Annotated in this window: 16 protein-coding genes; 6 read left to right on the top strand and 10 right to left on the bottom strand. The window is 71.8% G+C overall.

Annotated features, from left to right (window positions below; translation table 11 throughout):
- Nucleotides 1–12: 12 nt before the first annotated feature.
- Nucleotides 13–1,494, bottom strand: coding sequence for an Asp-tRNA(Asn)/Glu-tRNA(Gln) amidotransferase subunit GatA (gene gatA / locus AC5Y43_RS06275; RefSeq protein WP_499970349.1), 1,482 nt, complete (start codon nucleotides 1,492–1,494; stop codon nucleotides 13–15).
- Entirely contained in the window at nucleotides 1,491–1,790 is a 300-nt protein-coding gene (gatC, locus tag AC5Y43_RS06270) for an Asp-tRNA(Asn)/Glu-tRNA(Gln) amidotransferase subunit GatC (RefSeq protein ID WP_499970347.1), read from the bottom strand. The genes gatA and gatC overlap by 4 nt, the downstream gene beginning before the upstream one ends.
- 90 nt (nucleotides 1,791–1,880) lie before the next feature.
- Here gatC and AC5Y43_RS06265 point away from each other — a divergent pair, with 90 nt between their 5' ends.
- Complete coding sequence (locus AC5Y43_RS06265) at nucleotides 1,881–2,534, top strand: ACT domain-containing protein (protein WP_499970345.1); 654 nt, start codon at nucleotides 1,881–1,883, stop codon at nucleotides 2,532–2,534.
- 11 nt (nucleotides 2,535–2,545) lie between these two features.
- Here AC5Y43_RS06265 and ligA read toward each other — a convergent pair whose 3' ends face one another.
- Complete coding sequence (gene ligA / locus AC5Y43_RS06260; protein ID WP_499970343.1) at nucleotides 2,546–4,624, bottom strand: NAD-dependent DNA ligase LigA; 2,079 nt, start codon at nucleotides 4,622–4,624, stop codon at nucleotides 2,546–2,548.
- Between the two features lie 50 nt (nucleotides 4,625–4,674).
- Nucleotides 4,675–5,688: a uroporphyrinogen decarboxylase/cobalamine-independent methonine synthase family protein gene (locus AC5Y43_RS06255; RefSeq protein ID WP_499970341.1), complete on the bottom strand. Its 1,014-nt coding sequence runs from the start codon at nucleotides 5,686–5,688 to the stop codon at nucleotides 4,675–4,677.
- 96 nt (nucleotides 5,689–5,784) lie between these two features.
- Between AC5Y43_RS06255 and AC5Y43_RS06250 the strand changes: the two genes are divergently transcribed.
- Nucleotides 5,785–6,429 carry a sensor domain-containing protein gene (locus tag AC5Y43_RS06250; protein ID WP_499970339.1) on the top strand — a complete coding sequence of 215 codons (645 nt, stop codon included), beginning with the start codon at nucleotides 5,785–5,787 and terminating at the stop codon, nucleotides 6,427–6,429.
- 4 nt (nucleotides 6,430–6,433) lie between these two features.
- On the opposite strand, the gene AC5Y43_RS06245 is transcribed toward AC5Y43_RS06250, so the two are convergent.
- The 5 genes from AC5Y43_RS06245 to AC5Y43_RS06225 form a co-directional block, all read right to left on the bottom strand.
- Nucleotides 6,434–6,718, bottom strand: coding sequence for a hypothetical protein (locus AC5Y43_RS06245; protein WP_499970337.1), 285 nt, complete (start codon nucleotides 6,716–6,718; stop codon nucleotides 6,434–6,436).
- Nucleotides 6,719–6,772: 54 nt separating this feature from the next.
- Entirely contained in the window at nucleotides 6,773–7,849 is a 1,077-nt protein-coding gene (mnmA, locus tag AC5Y43_RS06240) for a tRNA 2-thiouridine(34) synthase MnmA (protein ID WP_499970335.1), read from the bottom strand.
- Nucleotides 7,850–9,052, bottom strand: a complete 1,203-nt coding sequence (locus tag AC5Y43_RS06235; RefSeq protein ID WP_499970333.1) for a cysteine desulfurase family protein — start codon at nucleotides 9,050–9,052, stop codon at nucleotides 7,850–7,852.
- A gap of 303 nt (nucleotides 9,053–9,355) precedes the next feature.
- The gene (locus AC5Y43_RS06230; protein WP_499970332.1) at nucleotides 9,356–10,312 is read right to left on the bottom strand and encodes an electron transfer flavoprotein subunit alpha/FixB family protein; all 957 of its coding nucleotides are present in this window, start codon (nucleotides 10,310–10,312) and stop codon (nucleotides 9,356–9,358) included.
- A 37-nt stretch (nucleotides 10,313–10,349) separates the two neighbouring features.
- On the bottom strand, nucleotides 10,350–11,150 hold the full coding sequence (locus AC5Y43_RS06225; protein WP_499970331.1) for an electron transfer flavoprotein subunit beta/FixA family protein: 801 nt from the start codon (nucleotides 11,148–11,150) through the stop codon (nucleotides 10,350–10,352).
- 227 nt (nucleotides 11,151–11,377) lie between these two features.
- Here AC5Y43_RS06225 and AC5Y43_RS06220 point away from each other — a divergent pair, with 227 nt between their 5' ends.
- The 3 genes from AC5Y43_RS06220 to AC5Y43_RS06210 all read left to right on the top strand — a co-directional run bounded on the left by AC5Y43_RS06220 (nucleotide 11,378) and on the right by AC5Y43_RS06210 (nucleotide 15,088).
- Entirely contained in the window at nucleotides 11,378–12,169 is a 792-nt protein-coding gene (locus AC5Y43_RS06220) for a class I SAM-dependent methyltransferase (RefSeq protein WP_499970329.1), read from the top strand.
- An 8-nt stretch (nucleotides 12,170–12,177) separates the two neighbouring features.
- Nucleotides 12,178–13,767 carry a 1,4-alpha-glucan branching protein domain-containing protein gene (locus AC5Y43_RS06215; RefSeq protein ID WP_499970502.1) on the top strand — a complete coding sequence of 530 codons (1,590 nt, stop codon included), beginning with the start codon at nucleotides 12,178–12,180 and terminating at the stop codon, nucleotides 13,765–13,767.
- A gap of 97 nt (nucleotides 13,768–13,864) precedes the next feature.
- Nucleotides 13,865–15,088: a glycosyltransferase family 4 protein gene (locus AC5Y43_RS06210; RefSeq protein ID WP_499970500.1), complete on the top strand. Its 1,224-nt coding sequence runs from the start codon at nucleotides 13,865–13,867 to the stop codon at nucleotides 15,086–15,088.
- Here the strand turns inward: AC5Y43_RS06210 and AC5Y43_RS06205 are convergent, their stop codons facing one another.
- Nucleotides 15,089–16,411, bottom strand: coding sequence for a PE family protein (locus AC5Y43_RS06205; RefSeq protein WP_499970328.1), 1,323 nt, complete (start codon nucleotides 16,409–16,411; stop codon nucleotides 15,089–15,091).
- 77 nt (nucleotides 16,412–16,488) lie between these two features.
- Between AC5Y43_RS06205 and AC5Y43_RS06200 the strand changes: the two genes are divergently transcribed.
- Entirely contained in the window at nucleotides 16,489–17,844 is a 1,356-nt protein-coding gene (locus AC5Y43_RS06200; protein WP_499970326.1) for a TIGR01777 family oxidoreductase, read from the top strand.

Here is a 17,844-nt window from a genome sequence, read left to right as displayed (position 1 = left end):
CGACCGCGCGAGTCAGATCGCGCTCGGCAGTTCCCCGCGGGCCGCCTCGTAGGCCGCGCCCACCCGGTAGAGCCGATCGTCGGCCAGCGCCGGCGCCATGATCTGCAGGCCCACCGGCAGGTTGTCGTCCGGCGACAGCCCCGACGGCACCGACATGCCGCAGTGGCCGGCCAGGTTCAGCGGCAGCGTGCACAGGTCGAACAGGTACATGGCCAGCGGATCGTCGACCTTCTCCCCCAGCCGGAACGCGGTGGTCGGGGTCGCCGGCGACACCAGCACGTCGACCGACTGGTAGGCCTCGTCGAGGTCGCGGGCGATCAGTGTGCGCACCTTCTGGGCCTGGTTGTAGTAGGCGTCGTAATAACCGGCTGACAGCGCATAGGTGCCAATCATGATGCGCCGCTTGACTTCCGGGCCGAATCCGGCGGCGCGGGTCAGCGCCATGACCTCCTCGGCGCTGTGGCTGCCGTCGTCGCCGACGCGCAGCCCGTAGCGCATGGCGTCGAAGCGGGCCAGGTTGCTCGACACCTCCGACGGCAGGATCAGGTAGTAGGCGGCCAGCGCGTGATCGAAGTGGGGGCAGTCGACTTCGCTGACCTCGGCGCCGAGCGCCGTCAGCTGCTCGACGGCGCCCTGGAAGGACGCGAGCACGCCGGGCTGGTAGCCCTCGCCGCGAAGCTGGCGCACCACCCCGACGCGCACGCCTTTCAGGTCGCCGGCCGCCCCGGCGCGTGCGGCGCCGACGACGTCGGGCACCCCGGCGTCCACCGATGTCGAGTCGCGGCCGTCGTGCCCGGCGATCACCTGGTGCAGCAGGGCGGTGTCCAGCACCGTGCGCGCGCAGGGGCCGCCCTGGTCCAGCGATGACGCGCAGGCCACCAGCCCGTAGCGGGACACCGTGCCGTAGGTGGGCTTGACGCCGACGGTCGCGGTCAGCGCGGCCGGCTGGCGGATGGAACCACCGGTGTCGGTGCCGATGGCCAGCGGCGCCTGGAACGCGGCCAGCGCCGCCGCGCTGCCGCCGCCGGAACCGCCGGGCACCCGCTCCACGTCCCACGGGTTGCGGGTCGGGCCGTAGGCCGAGTTCTCCGTCGACGAGCCCATCGCGAACTCGTCCATGTTGGTCTTGCCCAGGATCGGGATGCCGGCGGCGCGCAGCCGCGCGGTGACGGTCGCGTCGTACGGCGACCGCCAGCCCTCGAGGATCTTCGACCCGCAGGTGGTGGGCATGTCGACCGTGGTGAAGACGTCCTTGAGCGCCAGCGGGACCCCGGCCAGCCCCGACGGCAGCACCTCGCCGGCGGCGACGGCCTTGTCGACGGCGCCCGCGGCCGCCAGCGCCTCGTCGGCGGCCACGTGCAAAAACGCGTGGTAGCGGTCGTCGGTCGCCTCGATCTGGTCCAGGCAGGCCCGGGTGATCTCCGTCGACGACAGTTCCCCCGCGGCGACCCGGGCGGCCAGCGTCGCGGCGTCGGACCGGACGATCTCGTTCACTGGCTGTCCCCCAGGATCTGGGGCACGGCGAAGCGGCCGTCGACGGCCTCGGGTGCCTGCGCCAGCGCGTCGGCCTGCGTCAGGCACGGCGTCGTCTCGTCGGCGCGGGTGACGTTGACGTCCTTCAGCGGGTTGTCGGTGGCTTCGACGCCGGTGACGTCGACGGCCTGGATCTGGCCGACGTGGGTCAGGATGGCGTCGAGCTGGCCGGCGTAGCTGTCCAGCTCGGCCTCGGTCAGCGCCAGCCGGGCCAGCCGGGCCAGGTGCGCCACGTCGTCGCGGGAGATCTGAGACACGACAAGAAAGCCTAGTGGGGCGCCCGGGGGCGCCCCGAACGCAGCCTCGGCGAAATGCCGCGGATACCTGGTTGTGCAACAGTGTTGGCCGTGCCGTCGTATCTGTTGCGCATCGAGCTCGCCGACCGCCCGGGCAGCCTGGGCTCGCTGGCGGTGGCGCTCGGTTCGGTGGGCGCCGACATACTGTCGCTCGACGTCGTGGAACGCAGCTCGGGCTCCGCGATCGACGACCTGGTCATCGAGCTGCCGCCGGGGGCGATGCCGGACCGGCTGATCACCGCGGCCGAGTCGCTGCCCGGCGTCCGCGTGGACAGCGTGCGCCCGCACACCGGGCTGCTGGAGGCCCACCGCGAGCTGGAGCTGCTCGACCACGTCGCGGCGGCCTCCGGCAACACGGCCAAGTTGCAGGTCCTGGCCAACGAGGCGCCCAAGGTGCTGCGGGTCAGCTGGTGCACGGTGCTGCGCGACTCGAACGGCAAGCTGGAGCGCCTCGCCGCGAGCCGGGGCGCGCCGGAAACCATGGCGGACGCCCCCTGGCTGCCGATCGAACGGCCGGCGACGCTGGACAGCACGGCCGAGTGGGTTCCCCCGGCGTGGCGCGACATGGACACCACGATGGTCGCGGCGCCGCTGGGCGACCCGCACACGGCCGTGGTGCTCGGCCGTCCGGGCCCGGAGTTCCGGCCCTCGGAGGTGGCCCGCCTGGGCTACCTGGCCGGCATCGTGGCCACCATGCTGCGTTGAGCGCCCGGCCTTTACTCCGCAGCTTCAGAAGGCCCGTCGGCCAACAACTTTCGGAACCCGTCCTCGTCGAGGATCGGCACCCCCAGCTCGACGGCCTTGTCGTATTTGGAGCCCGGCGCGTCGCCGGCGACGACGTAATCGGTCTTCTTCGACACCGAGCCCGACGCCTTGCCGCCGCGCGACACGATCGCCTCCTTGGCGTCGTCGCGCGAAAAGCCGGCCAGCGAGCCGGTGACCACGATGGTCAGGCCCTCCAGCGTGCGCGCCACGCTGGCGTCGCGTTCGTCGGCCATGCGCACCCCGGCCACGCGCCACTTCTCGACGATCGCGCGGTGCCAGTCCACGGTGAACCATTCGGTGACCGCGGCGGCGATCGTCGGGCCGACGCCCTCGACCGCGGCGAGCTGCTCGGTGGAGGCGTCCTCGATCGCCCGTAGGTCGCCGAACGCGGTGGCCAGCGCCCGGGCCGCGGTCGGGCCGACGTGCCGGATCGACAACGCCACCAGCACCCGCCACAGCGGCTTCGCCTTGGCCGCACCGAGATTGGCCAGCAGCCGGTTGCCGTTGGCCGACAGCGTGCCGGCCTTCGTCGTGAACAGCTCGGTGCGCAGCAGGTCGTCCTCGGTGAGGGTGAACAGGTCGCCCTCGTCGGCGATCACCCCGGCCTGCAGCAGGGCGATGCCGGCCTCGTAGCCCAGCCCCTCGATGTCCAGCGCGCCGCGGCCGGCGACGTGGAACACCCGCTCCCGCAACTGCGCCGGGCACGAGCGGGCGTTGGGGCACCGGATGTCGGCGTCGCCCTCCTTGGCGGGGGCGAGCTTGGTGCCGCATTCGGGACACGTTGTGGGCATGACGAATTCGCGCTCCGAGCCGTCGCGCAGGTCGACGATCGGGCCCAGCACCTCGGGAATGACGTCGCCGGCCTTGCGGATCACCACGGTGTCGCCGATCAGCACGCCCTTGCGCTTGACCTCGGCGGCGTTGTGCAGGGTGGCCAAACCCACCGTCGACCCGGCGACCTTGACGGGGGTCATGAACGCGAACGGGGTGACGCGCCCGGTGCGGCCGACGTTGACGCGGATGTCGAGGAGCTTGGTCTGCACCTCCTGGGGCGGGTACTTGTAGGCGATCGCCCAGCGCGGCGCCCGCGAGGTGGATCCCAGCCGGCGCTGCAACGCGACATCGTCGACTTTGACTACCACGCCGTCGATTTCGTGATCGACGTCGTGGCGGTGCTCGCCCCAGTAGGTAATGCGCTCGAGCGCGCCCGCCACGTTCTCCACCCGGGTGGTGTGTTCGGAGACGGGCAGGCCCCACGCTCCCAGCGCCAGGTAGGCGTCGTGCAGGGTGGGCGGCCGAAAGCCCTCGGCGCGTCCGATGCCGTGGCAGATCATCCGCAGCTTGCGCCGCGCGGTGACCGCGGGATCCTTCTGCCGCAGCGATCCCGCGGCGCTGTTGCGCGGGTTGGCGAACGGGTTCTTGCCGTCCTCCACGAGTGCCGCGTTGAGCGCTTCGAAGTCGGCGAGCCGGAAGAACACCTCGCCGCGCACCTCGAGGACGTCGGGAATGGGGTAGTCGCCGCCGGCCGTCAGCCGCTCGGGGACGTCGTCGATGGTGCGGGCATTCAGCGTGACGTCCTCGCCGGTGCGGCCGTCGCCGCGGGTCGCGGCCCGCACCAGCCGGCCGCCGCGATACACCAGCGACAGCGCGACGCCGTCGATCTTGAGCTCACACAGATAGGGCACCTCGGCACCGACCTCGGCGCGCACCCGTGCGGCCCACAGCTCGAATTCCTCGGCGCTGAACACGTTGTCGAGCGACAGCATCCGCTCGAGGTGCTCGGCCTCGGTGAAGTCGGTGGCGAAGCCTGCGCCGCCGACGAGTTGGGTGGGCGAATCGGGGGTGCGCAGCTCGGGATGCTCCTGCTCGAGCGCGTCGAGGTTGCGCAGCAGTCGGTCGAACTCCGCGTCGGAGATGATCGGCGCGTCGCGCACGTAGTAGCGGAACTGGTGTTCGCGGACCTCGTCGGCGAGTTCCCGCCATTGCCGCCGCACCTCGGGCGGAACGGGGTCGGCTTCCGGTGAAGTCACCTCCGCAGGCTATCGAAGGACGCCGACGAGTTCAGTGTCGCGATCATGCGCTAGATCGCGTCCGGGTCCTCCGCGAACGCCTCGGCGGCCGTGCGCGCGAGGCCGATCGCGGCGCGGGCCCACTCCGGCGTCGCCCCCGCCAGGCCGCACCGCGGGGTGACCCCGATGCGATCGACCAGCGCCGAGCGGGCGAAGCCGAGCCGGTCGGTCACCGCGACCACCGCGGCGGCCACCTCTTCGGCCGACGGGCGCCGCGGCGGTGCACCCGCGTCGACCACGCCGAGCATGACGGCGCGACCCGATTCCACGAACGCGGCGATGCCGTCCAGGTCGGCGGCCCGCAGCGTGCCCGCGTCCACAGATACGGCCCCAATCATACTGCGCTGCAACAGATCCCACGGAAGACCAGCGGCGCAGCAATGCAACACCGCATCCCCGTCCACGGCCTCGGCGCAGGTGTCGAGCAGCGCGCCGGCCACCGCCTCGTCGAGCGCGGCAACCGGCGTCAGCGCCGTCACGCCGACCAGCTGCCCGCCCAGCGCCACCGGCAGCGACGGCTCGTCGAACTGCACGACGACCGGTGCGTCGAGGCGGCGCGCCAGCGCCGCGCGATGGGCGGCGACGCCTTCGGCCAGCGACGCCGCCAAGTCGCGCACGGCTCCCGCGTCGGTGATGGCGCGGTGCCCGTTGGCCAGCTCCAGCCCGGCGGCCAGCGTGATCGGGCCGGGCGCCTGCACCTTGACCGCCCGCCCGCCGCCGCGCAACCCCGCCGTCTCCCAGGCCTCCTCCAGCGCGTCCATGTCCTCGTCGAGGAGGCTGACGGCCCGCCGTGTCACCGCGCCGGGCCGGGCGGCGATGCGGTAGCCGCGCGGCACCGTGTCGATGGCCACGTCGACCAGCAGCGCGCCGGCCCGCCCGAGCAGGTCGGCGCCCACCCCGCGGGCGGGCAGCTCGACGAGGTGGGCCAGCGCGCCGCCGAGCTCGCCGACGACGACCTCGGCGGCCGACCGCGCGGTCGTGCCGGGCCAGGATCCGACGCCGCTCGCGGTGGCGAAAACACTCATCGGGCAACCGTATTCGACGAAGCCCCGCACGCCGGTCGCCAGGGGTGTGGGACGCGAGTAGGTTCAACCGGGAAGGGTGCGAAAACGGTGGGGCACATGGCGCGACAGACGGGGCGGCCGCTGCTGTTGTGGGCGTGCGGCGCGGTGCTGCTGACGGCGGCGTGCACCCGGGTGGTGGGCGGCACCGCGGTCGCGGGATTCGCCCCCGCCACCAGGGCCGTCCAGGGCGTCAACGTCGACGCCATCCTGCTGGACCAGCCGCGGATGCGCGCGATCACCGGCGCCGGCGAGCACCTGACGATCATCCCGTCGATGGACGGCAGCCGCCCGGTGGACATCGACGCCCTCGCCGAGAGCACACCGGCCGAATGCCGGTTCCTCTACGCGGTGACGGCCACGTTCGGGCCCGACGTCGCGGAGTTCCACAAGACCACGTTCCAGGACCCGCCCGACGGCGCCCTGATCTCCGAGGGCGCCGCCGCCTATCCCGACACCGACACCGCGCGGCGCGCCTTCGGCGCACTGGTGAACACCGTCGGCACCTGCGCGAGCGGCTCGGATGGCCGGCTGCTGGTCGGCGACTGGACCGCCAGACCCGACTCGCTGCATCTGGGACCCGGCGGCTGCGGCCGCGACTACCGGGTGCTGTCGGTGGCCCTGCTGGAGGTCACGTTCTGCGGCTTTCCGCAGTCGGTGTCCGACATCGTGATGACGAACATCGCCGCCAACATCCCGCGGTAGCCGTTCACCAGTGCGCGGTGGTCATCAGCTCGAAGTTGGGCCGGCCGCAGTGGATCCACACGGCGACGTGCAGGGCAGTGACGGCCGCGGAGACCGCCAGGGCGGCGATCGCCAGGCCGGCGCCCCGCTCCTCGCGGCGCGCGGCCTGGCGCAGCCCGAGGAGGGCGAGGGCGGCGCTCAGGACGGGGCTGGCGTACATGCCCATCAGGCTCAGCACGAAGGCCGCGACGACCAGGGCGTTGGTCTGGGCGGGCGGTGCCGCCCGGGTAACGACGGGGTTGCTGCTCATGACCGAAAGGTTCGGCGAGCGCGCTTGATGGATTCTCCAGAAATGCTTGGAACGTCAGCGCGAGGTGTCGGCGATGGTGGCGCTGCCGAGCACCTCGTCGCCGTCGGGGTCCGGGCGGTACAACACCAGCGTCTGGCCGCGCGCCACCCCGCGCAGCGGGGCCCGCAACCGCACGACGAGCTCGTCGCCGACCGCTTCGGCCACCGCGCCCACCGTTTCGCCGTGCGCGCGCACCTGGACCGCGCACTCGACCGGAGCCGCCGGCGCGACCCCCGCGGTGAACACCGGGGACCGCCCGGTCAGCCCGCGCACGTCGAGGTCGGCCGCCCCGCCCACCCGGACCGTGCCGGTCTCGGCGTCGATGGACGTCACGTAGCGTGGGCGCCCTTCGGGTCCCGGCCCGGCGATGCCAAGGCCCTTGCGCTGCCCGACGGTGAAGCCGTGCACCCCGTCATGGGTGGCCAGCACGGCGCCGTCGGTGGTGACGACGTTGCCGCGGCGAACCCCGATCCGCTCGCCGAGGAAGGCCCGGGTGTTGCCGGACGGGATGAAGCAGATGTCGTGGCTGTCCGGTTTGTCGGCGACGGCCAGGCCGCGGCGGGCCGCCTCGGCGCGGATCGCCGGCTTGGGGGTGTCGCCGATCGGGAACACCGAATGCCGCAGCTGTTCGGCGGTCAACACGGCCAGCACGTAGGACTGATCCTTGTCCCGGTCGACGGCGCGGCGCAGCCGCCCCCCGGACAACCGGGCGTAGTGGCCGGTGGCCACCGAATCGAAGCCCAGCGCAAGGGCTTTGGCGGCCAGCGCCGAGAACTTGATCCGCTGGTTGCATCGCACACAGGGGTTCGGCGTCTCCCCGCGGGCATAGGACGAGACGAAATCGTCGATGACGTCCGCTTCGAACCGCTCCGCGAAATCCCAGACGTAGAACGGGATTCCGAGCACATCGGCGACGCGGCGCGCATCGGAGGCGTCTTCCTTGGAGCAGCAGCCGCGCGACCCGGTGCGCAACGTGCCCGGCGCCGTCGACAGCGCCAGGTGCACCCCGACCACGTCGTGCCCGGCGTCGACCATGCGGGCGGCGGCGACCGACGAGTCGACGCCGCCGCTCATCGCGGCGAGGACCTTCACTTACGGCGCCCCCGCGGCGGCCAGCGCGGCCCGTCGGGCGCGATCCACCGACCCGGGCAGCACCCGCAGCACGGCGTCGACGTCGGCGTCGACGCTGGTGTGCCCCAACGAGAGTCGCAACGAGCCGCGGGCGCTGGCCGCGTCCACCCCCATCGCGATCAGCACGTGCGACGGCTGCGCGACGCCGGCGGTGCAGGCCGATCCGGTCGAACACTCGATCCCGTTGGCGTCCAACAGCATCAGCAGCGCGTCGCCTTCGCAGCCGCGGAACGTGAAGTGAGCGTTGCCCGGTAGCCGCTGGGGGTACCTCCCGCTTGCGGGGGACGGGTCGCGGGCGCCGTTGAGGCTGACGTCGTCGATGCCGGCCAGCACGCCCTCGATCAGCCGATCGCGCAGCGCCCGCAGCCGCGCGGCGTTGGGTTCGAGTCCCTCGACCGCGATGCGGGCCGCCGCCGCCATCCCGACCGCGCCTGCGACATCCGGTGTGCCCGAACGGATGTCGCGCTCCTGCCCGCCACCGTGCGACAGCGGCACGCAGGACACGTCGCGGCGCAGCAACAGGGCGCCCACCGCCGGCGGCCCGCCGAACTTGTGCGCGGCCACGCTCATCGCCGACAGCCCGCTGGCCGCGAAGTCGACCGGCAACTGTCCCACCGCCTGGATGGCGTCGCTGTGCATCGGGACGCCGAATTCGGCGGCAACGGCGGCGAGTTCGGCGACCGGCATGATCGTGCCGACCTCGTTGTTGGCCCACATCACCGACACCAGCGCGACATCGTCATGGCTTTGCAGCGCCTCGCGCAGCGCGGCCGCCGACACCGAACCGTCGGCGGTGGTGGGCAGCCAGGTCACCTGGGCGCCTTCGTGTTCGACGAGCCAGTTCACCGAATCCAGCACCGCGTGATGTTCGACGGCGCTGGTGATGATGCGGCGGTGGCGCGGCTCGGTGTCGTGGCGGGCCCAGTAGATCCCCTTGATTGCCAGGTTGTCGCTCTCGGTGCCGCCGGCGGTGAAGATCACCTCGGACGGGCGCGCACCCAGCTGCTCCGCGATCACCTCCCGGGATTCCTCGATCCGCCGCCGCGCCGCGCGCCCGCTGGTGTGCAGCGACGACGCGTTGCCCACGGTGCCGAGCGCGGCCGTCATCGCCTCGACGGCGGCGGGGTGCATCGGGGTGGTGGCGGCGTGATCCAGGTAGGCCATGACCCGCCCCACGATACCTGTGGGCCGGGCAGGGCCCGATCGCGCCGGTATGCGTTCTCTCACCACCAGGGTGCATCAGCGCCGCAGCTTGCTCTCGGCGTCCCAACTGTCACTCCGGCCACCGGAAGGCCGGGGTGGGGCATTTGCCCGCCTCACAGCGACAAGTCGTGTCGCACAGCAGTTGTCGCTGCGAGGCGAGCACGCGGGCACATCCCCGGTCGCCTCCCCCGCTGTGAATCACGCGGCATGCGTGACGCAAGAAGCCCCCCTGGCCGAATGGCCAAGGGGGCTTCCCGTCGACGTCTAACCCTTGCGGGCCTTGATCGCGTCGGTCAGCTGCGGGGCGACCTTGAACAGGTCGCCCACCACGCCGTAGTCGGCGATCTCGAAGATCGGCGCCTCTTCGTCCTTGTTGACCGCGACGATCGTCTTGGAGGTCTGCATGCCCGCACGGTGCTGGATCGCCCCGGAGATACCCAGCGCGATGTAGAGCTGCGGCGACACGGTCTTGCCCGTCTGGCCGACCTGGAACTGGCCCGGGTAGTAGCCGGAGTCGACCGCGGCACGCGAGGCGCCGACGGCGGCACCCAGCGAATCGGCCAGCGCCTCGACCACGGAGAAGTTCTCCGCACTTCCCACACCGCGGCCACCGGAGACCACGATGCTGGCCTCGGTCAGCTCCGGGCGGTCACCGGCCACCGCGGGCTCGCGAGCGGTGACCTTGGTCGCGTTCTCGGCGGGGGCGGGCACCTCCACGGTGACCTGCTCGCCCGCGCCGGCCTGCGGCTCGGCGTCGACCGCACCGGCGCGCACCGTGATCACCGGGGTGTCGCCGGTGGCCTGCGCCTCGACGGTGAACGCGCCACCGAAGATGGAGTGCACTCCCTTGGCACCCTCCTTGACTTCCACCACGTCGACCAGCAGGCCGGACCCGATCCGGGCCGCCAGCCGGCCCGCGATCTCCTTGCCGTCGGCGCTGGCGGCCAGCAAAACCGCTGCCGGAGAAGCGGATTCGGCCAGCGACGCCAGCACGTCGACCACCGGGGTGATGAGGTACTTGTCGACGTCGTCGGACTCGGCGACGTAGATCTTGGCGGCGCCGGCCTCCTTGAGTCCGTCGGCCAGCGGCCCGGCGGTGCCGGGCGCGCCGACCACGACGGCGGCCGGCTCGCCCAGGGCGCGGGCGGCGGTGATCAGTTCGGCGGTGACCTTCTTCAACGCGCCGTCGGCGTGCTCGACGAGCACCAAAACTTCAGCCATGGGTTATTCGCTCTTCTCGTGTCTGAGGGTCTGGGGGCTAGATGATTTTCTGGGCGACCAGGTACTGGGCGACCTGGTTGCCGCCCTCGCCTTCGTCGGTGACCTTCTCGCCCGCGGTCTTGGGCGGCTTGGGCGTCGACGACAGCACGGACGACCCGGCATTGCCCAGCCCGACCTCGTCGGCCTCGACCCCGATCTCGCCCAGGGTCAGCACCGTGACCTCTTTCTTCTTGGCGGCCATGATGCCCTTGAACGACGGGAAGCGCGGCTCGTTGATCTTCTCGGTCACGCTCACCACCGCGGGCAGGCTGGCCTCGAGGGTGAAGACGCCGTCGTCGGTCTCGCGCTCGCCGGTGATTTTGCCGCCCTCGACCGACAGCTTGCGCAGGTGCGTCAGCTGCGGCAGGCCCAGGTACTCGGCGATGATGGCCGGCACCGCGCCGCCGACGCCGTCGGTGGCCTCGTTGCCGGCGATGACCAGCTCGGTGCCCTCGATGGTGCCCAGCGCGCGGGCCAGCGCCCAGCCGGTCTGGATGACGTCGGATCCGTGCATGCCGTCGTCCTTGAGGTGGACGGCCTTGTCGGCGCCCATCGACAGGGCCTTGCGGATCGCCTCGGTGGCCCGCTCGGGACCGGCGGTCAGGACCGTCACCGACCCCTCGACGCCGTCGGCGGCTTCCTTCTCCCGAATCTGCAGCGCCTCTTCGACGGCGCGCTCGTTGATCTCGTCCAGCACCGCGTCGGCGGCCTCGCGGTCCAGCGTGTAATCGCCGTCGGTGAGCTTGCGCTCCGACCAGGTGTCTGGGACCTGCTTGATCAGGACCACGATGTTCGTCATGAGTCTGGTTCGTCCTCCTCGAAGGGGTCCCACAGCGGTCGACTGCGGACCTCGGTCACGCACTTCTTAAACTGCACACCCGTGTTACTGACGGGTAACTTTGTGCGGTCTGCTCTCACACCATAGCGGGTAGTAGTGCAGGTTCTTTCGCCCTGTCCGGCCCTCCCGGCAGGGGTGCCCGCTTCCCGGTTCGCGAATCGGACACTTCGCGTTAGCCTGCCTATGCCATGAGCGCATCCCTGCCCGACGTCCCCCCGCACGCCGCCCCCGAGGCCGCGGCGGCGCTGACGCTGACGGGCGAGCGCACCATCCCGGATCTGGACATCGAGAACTACTGGTTTCGCCGCCATCAGGTCGTCTACCAGCGCCTTGCCCCGCGCTGCGTGGGCCGCGACGTGCTCGAGGCCGGCTGCGGCGAGGGGTACGGCGCCGACCTCATCGCCGGCGTCGCGCGCCGGGTCGTCGCCGTGGACTACGACGCCACCGCGGTGGCCCACGTCCGCGTCCGCTACCCCCGCGTCGAGGTCACGCAGGCCAACCTGGCGGAGCTACCGCTGCCCGACGCCGCGGTGGACGTTGTGGTGAACTTCCAGGTCATCGAGCATCTGTGGGATCAGCCACAGTTCGTCGCCGAGTGCGCCCGGGTGCTGCGCCCGTCGGGGCTGCTGATGGTGTCCACCCCCAACCGGATCACCTTCTCCCCTGGCCGCGACACCCCCGTCAACCCGTTCCACACCCGCGAGCTGAACGCCGGTGAGCTCACCGAGCTGCTGGTCGGCGCGGGCTTCGCCGAGGTGGCGATGTACGGGCTGTTTCACGGCCCGCGGCTGCGCGAGCTGGACGCCCGCCACGACGGATCCATCATCGACGCGCAGATCGCCCACGCGGTGGCCGGCACGCCGTGGCCGCCGCAACTGGCGGCCGACGTCGCCGCCATCACGTGCGACGACTTCGACATGACCGACGCCGGTGACATCGACGCGAGCCTGGACCTCATCGCAATCGCGGTGCGGCCGTGAGGACGTCGTTGCGGGGTTCCCCCGCCCGAGTGCCCGGCCTGTTCACGCTCGTGCTGCACACCCACCTGCCGTGGCTGGCCCACCACGGCCGCTGGCCGGTCGGCGAGGAATGGCTCTATCAATCCTGGGCGGCGGCCTACCTGCCGCTGCTGCGGGTGCTGCGCACGCTGGCCGGCGAGGACCGGCACAGCCTGCTGACGCTCGGCGTCACCCCGGTGGTCAACGCCCAGCTCGACGACCCGTACTGCCTCGACGGCATGCACCACTGGCTGGCCAACTGGCGGCTGCGCGCGACGGAAGCCTCTGCGGCCGCCAGCGTGCGCTCGGCGCCCCGCTCGAAGTCGGCCGACTACCAGTCCTGTACGTCGGAAGCGTTGCGGGCCTTCGGGATTCGCGAGGAAGCCGAAGCAGAGGGCGCGCTCGAGGACTTCGGCACGCTGTGGCGGCACGGCGGCAGCCCGCTGCTGCGCACCCTGGTCGACGCCGGGACGGTGGAGTTGCTCGGCGGGCCGCTGGCCCACCCGTTCCAGCCCCTGTTGAATCCGCGGCTGCGCGACTTCGCGCTGCGCGAGGGCCTGGCCGACGCTCACCAGCGCCTCGCACACCGCCCGACGGGGATCTGGGCGCCCGAGTGCGCTTACGCCCCTGGCTTGGAAACCGAGTACACGGCTGCCGGCATTTCCCACTTCATGGTCGACGGCCCCTCGCTGCACGGCGACACCGCCCTGGGCCGACCGGTCGGCGACACCGGCGTGGTCGCGTTCGGGCGCGACCTGCAGGTCAGCTACCGGGTGTGGTCGCCGAAATCCGGCTACCCCGGCCACGCCGCCTACCGCGACTTCCACACCTACGACCACCTCACCGGCCTCAAGCCCGCCCGCGTCACCGGCCGCAACGTGCCCTCGGAAGCCAAGGCGCCCTACGATCCCGAGCGCGCCGACCGCGCCGTCGACGCCCACGTCGCCGACTTCGTCGACGTCGTCCGCGACCGGCTGACCAGCGAGTCCGAGCGCATCGGGCGGCCCGCCCACGTCGTCGCGGCCTTCGACACCGAGCTGTTCGGCCACTGGTGGTACGAGGGTCCGACGTGGCTGGCGCGGGTGCTGCGCGCGCTGCCCGCCGCCGGGGTGCGGGTGGGCACGCTGCGCGACGCGATCGACGCCGGCTTCGTCGGCGACGCCGTCGCGCTGCCGCCCAGCTCGTGGGGGTCGGGCAAGGACTGGCAGGTGTGGGCCGGCGAGCAGGTGGCCGACCTGGTCCAGCTCAACACCGAGGTGGTCGACACCGCGCTCGGCACGGTCGACAAGGCGCTGTCGCAGAACGCGTCGCTGGACGGGCCGGTCCCCCGCGATCACGTCGCCGACCAGATCCTGCGCGAGACGCTGCTCACCGTCTCCAGCGACTGGCCGTTCATGGTGAGCAAGGACTCCGCCGCCGACTACGCCCGCTACCGCGCCCATCTGCACGCGCACGCCACCCGCGAGATCGCCGGGGCGCTCGCGTCGGGCCGGCGCGACGCCGCGCAGCGGCTGGCCGACGGCTGGAATCGGGCCGACGATCTGTTCGGCGCCCTGGATGCGCGTAGGCTGCCCCGGTGAGTTCCGCCCCTCCCTTTTCCCGCGAGCGCGCGTGTCTGTACGGCGACACGCCGCTGCGGCCGGCATTTTGGGGACCCTCGCGACGGCGGGCGAGCGCGTGAAAATCCTGATGGTGTCGTGGGAATACCCGCCGGTGGTCATCGGCGGGCTGGGACGCCACGTGCACCACCTGTCGACGGCTTTGGCCGCCGAGGGCCACGAGGTCGTCGTCCTGTCGCGCCGGCCGACGGGCACCGATCCCAGCACGCACCCGTCGTCCGACGAGGTCAGCGAGGGCGTCCGGGTGATCGCGGCCGCGCAGGATCCGCACGAATTCACCTTCAGCAACGACATGATGGCCTGGACGCTGGCGATGGGGCACGCGATGGTCCGCGCCGGGCTGTCGCTGGATTTCACCCCCGACGTCGTGCACGCGCACGACTGGCTGGTGGCCCACCCGGCCATCGCGCTGGCCCAGTTCTACGACGTGCCAATGATTTCCACGATCCACGCGACCGAGGCCGGCCGGCATTCCGGCTGGGTCAGCGGCGCGGTCAGCCGTCAGGTGCACGCCGTGGAGTCGTGGCTGGTGCGCGAATCCGATTCGCTGATCACGTGTTCGGCGTCGATGGCCGACGAGGTCACCGAGCTGTTCGGCCCCGGCCTGGCCGAGACCACCGTGATCCGCAACGGCATCGACGCCGCGCGCTGGCCGTTCGCGGCCCGCCGCCCGCGCACCGGGCCCGCCGAGCTGCTCTACCTCGGACGCCTCGAATACGAAAAGGGTGTGCACGACGTCATCGCCGCGCTGCCCCGCATCCGGCGCACCCACCCTGGCACCACCCTGACCATCGCCGGGGAGGGCACCCAGACCGACTGGCTCATTAGACAGGCCCGTAAACACCGGGTGCTCAAGGCAATTCGGTTCGTCGGGCATCTCGGCCACGACGGCCTACTCGAGGTGTTGCACCGCGCCGACGCGGCGGTGCTGCCCAGTCACTACGAGCCGTTCGGGCTCGCTGCCCTGGAGGCCGCCGCGGCGGGTACGCCGCTGGTGACCTCGAACATCGGCGGGCTGGGCGAGGCGGTGATCGACGGGCAGACCGGCGTCTCGTGCCCGCCGCGCGACGTGGCGGCGCTGGCGTCGGCGGTGCGCGGCGTGCTCGACGACCCGGGCGCCGCGCAGCGGCGCGCCAACGCCGCGCGCGAGCGGCTCACCTCCGCCTTCGATTGGCACACCGTGGCCGCCGAGACCGCGCAGGTCTATCTCGCGGCCAAGCGCGGCGAGCGCCAGCCGCGGCCCCGGCTACCGATCGTCGAGCACGCGCTGCCGGACCGCTAACTACACCGGTAGCACGATTCCGGTGGCCGGCCCCAGCGCGATCTGCTGCCCGCCGGGCGGCACATAGCCGCCGGTCGGCCCGTAAATGCCGTAGATCGGGTCGGTAGGGCCCGCCCCGGCGTAGATGTCGTTGATCCAGCCCGTGGACAGGGTGTACACCGCCGCGGTGTTGCCCGGCGGGGAGAACTGGGTCACCAATTGCAGGACGAAGTCGGTGACGGGGTTTCTGCCCAGCATCGAGTCGACGTGTGAGCCGCCCGCGAGCTGCACCCCGACGAATTGCCCCGGATACAGGCTGGCAAGCTGATTCGTGGTGGCGCCGAAGGCGTTCCACATCTGCGGCGCCGCGGCCACCACATAGTCGGGAATGTTCAACGACTTCAGGTTGGCGATCGACGTCGCGAAGGCCGAGGAATCCGACGCCACCCCGTCGAACATCACCACGCCCAGCAGGTGGTTGTCCGCGGTGTGCCCGCCGAGGTCCGCGATGTAATCGCCGGCGGCGATGGTGGCCAGGCCGCCGCCGGCGGAGTGTCCAGTCAGGAGGAAATTCAGCGGCAGCGTGCCCTGGAAGCCGGCATGCTGCGCGCTGAGGTTCAGCGCCGGCTCGCTGCCGAGGAACAGCGACGCCACGCCCTGCTGCATCGCCGCGCCGCCGAGCCAGAGGCCGAACGGCAATGGAATGAACGGCAGGGTGGGGGCGACCACGACGCTGTCGGTCTGCTGCGCCAGCTGCAGGGCCAGCGGATCGTAAAACCACGCCGTCACGCCGAAGCCGTGCTGCAGATAGACCACGCCGTTGGCGTGCACGGAACCGTCGGCCTGCGTCGGGAAGTACCACCGCGCAAAAGCGGGGAAGCCGAACGGACCGATCTGATGTCCCAGGATCGAAAACGGGCCGACCGGGATGCTCAGGATGGAAAAACCCTCCCTGACACCGGTCACCCCGTTGGCGGTCGGGCTCGCCACCGCGACGGTCACGTTGTCGAACAGCGGAATCCCGGTCAGCTGCTCGACGAGCAGCTCCAGCGACGACACATTCCTCGCCTCGGCCGTCAAATACGCCGTCCCGGCCGCGCGCAACGTCGCCACGAACTCGGCATGAAACGCCGCCGCCTGCGCGCTCAGCGCCTGAAACTCCCGGGCAACACCGCCGAACACGCTCGCGATCGCCGCCGACACCTGGTCTTCGGCCGCCACGACGATCCGGGTCGTCGACGGCGCCGCCACCGCGAGCGCCCCCTTGAGTTCCTCGCCGATCCCGGTCGCGTCCTGCGACGCGGTGGCGATGGACTCGGACACGGCGATCACATACGACGGCATCGGCGACTCCCACGGCCTCAGGGACAGCTACAGATGGTAGCCAGCCGCGTTGTTTGGTGCGGGCTAATGTCGGGGACGTGGGGCTGGAATATTCGAGCGTGGTCGACGCGCCGCGCGCCGACGTCTTCGCCTGGCATGCCAGGCCGGGAGCGTTCGACCGGCTGTCGCCGCCGTGGCAACCCATGCGGCTGGTCAGCGAGGCCGGCTCGCTGGAGGACGGGCGCGCAGTCCTCGCGCTCCCGGGTGGTTTGCGCTGGGTCGCCCAGCACCAAGCGGATTCCTACGATCCGCCGAGGCGTTTCGTCGATACGATCGGTGGCGGCGGGCCGGCCGCACTGCCGGCACGAATTGCGGTGCGCTGGCGGCACACCCACGAGTTCGAGGATGTCGGCGGCACCCGGACCCGGGTCGTCGACCGGGTCGACACCCCGGTTCCCGGGTCGTTGCTGCGCCCCATGTTCGCCTACCGTCACCGTCAGCTGGCCGACGACCTGGCCGCCCACCGGCTGGCCGCCGAACGCGGCCTGGGCCCCGTGACCATCGCGGTGACGGGATCGTCGGGACTGGTCGGTTCGGCGTTGACGGCGTTCTTGCGCACCGGCGGTCACCGCGTCATCCGGCTCGTACGGCGCTTCGCCGACGGCGCCGACGAACGGTACTGGAATCCCGACGACCCCGACCCGGGGCTGCTCGCGGGAGTCGACGCGGTGATCCATCTGGCCGGCGCCTCGATCGCGGGCCGGTTCACCGACGCACACCGAGACGCGGTTCGCGACAGCAGGATTGAGCCGACTCGCCGACTGGCCGAGCTGCTGGGCCGCACCGATCCCAGACCCTCGGTGTTCGTTGCGGCGTCGGCAATCGGCTACTACGGCTACGACCGCGGCGACGAACCCCTGACCGAGGGCAGCGCCCGCGGCGACGGTTTCCTGGCCGACGTCGTCGCCGAATGGGAGGACGCGACCGCGCCGGCCCAGGGGGCCGGGGCCCGCGTGGTGCGGGTGCGCACCGGCATCGTGCAATCGCCCCGCGGAGGCACACTGAAGCTGATGCGCCCCCTGTTCGGCGCGGGGCTTGGCGGCCGGCTCGGCGACGGCCGGCAATGGCTGTCATGGATCGGGATCGACGACCTGGTCGACGTCTACCACCGTGCGCTGTGGGACCCCGCTCTAGTGGGCCCGGTGAATGCCGTTGCACCGCAACCGGTCCGCAACGCGGAGTACACTCGCACGCTCGCCCACGTACTGCACCGGCCCGCGGTGTTACCGGTGCCCCCGTTGGGTCCGCGGCTGTTGCTGGGACGGCAGGGCGCCCGCGAAGTGGCCTGCGCCAGCCAACGGGTCCTGCCCGAAACGCTCGCCGCGGCCGGGCACCGCTTTCGCCGGCCCGACCTCGATGGGGCCCTGCGTCACGTGCTCGGGCGTCTCCGCTGA

This window comes from Mycobacterium sp. NGS57, assembly GCF_059812405.1.
The sequence above is the reverse complement of the archived record's forward strand: the minus strand, read 5'-3'. Positions and strand labels throughout refer to the sequence as shown.

Coding starts and splice junctions, on each gene's coding strand:
- AC5Y43_RS06255 (WP_499970341.1), bottom strand. CDS start 5,688: ATGAGTGTTTTCGCCACCGCGAGCGGCGTCGGATCCTGGCCCGGCACG.
- AC5Y43_RS06250 (WP_499970339.1), top strand. CDS start 5,785: ATGGCGCGACAGACGGGGCGGCCGCTGCTGTTGTGGGCGTGCGGCGCG.
- AC5Y43_RS06245 (WP_499970337.1), bottom strand. CDS start 6,718: ATGAGCAGCAACCCCGTCGTTACCCGGGCGGCACCGCCCGCCCAGACC.
- AC5Y43_RS06235 (WP_499970333.1), bottom strand. CDS start 9,052: ATGGCCTACCTGGATCACGCCGCCACCACCCCGATGCACCCCGCCGCC.
- AC5Y43_RS06230 (WP_499970332.1), bottom strand. CDS start 10,312: ATGGCTGAAGTTTTGGTGCTCGTCGAGCACGCCGACGGCGCGTTGAAG.
- AC5Y43_RS06225 (WP_499970331.1), bottom strand. CDS start 11,150: ATGACGAACATCGTGGTCCTGATCAAGCAGGTCCCAGACACCTGGTCG.
- AC5Y43_RS06220 (WP_499970329.1), top strand. CDS start 11,378: ATGAGCGCATCCCTGCCCGACGTCCCCCCGCACGCCGCCCCCGAGGCC.
- AC5Y43_RS06205 (WP_499970328.1), bottom strand. CDS start 16,411: ATGCCGTCGTATGTGATCGCCGTGTCCGAGTCCATCGCCACCGCGTCG.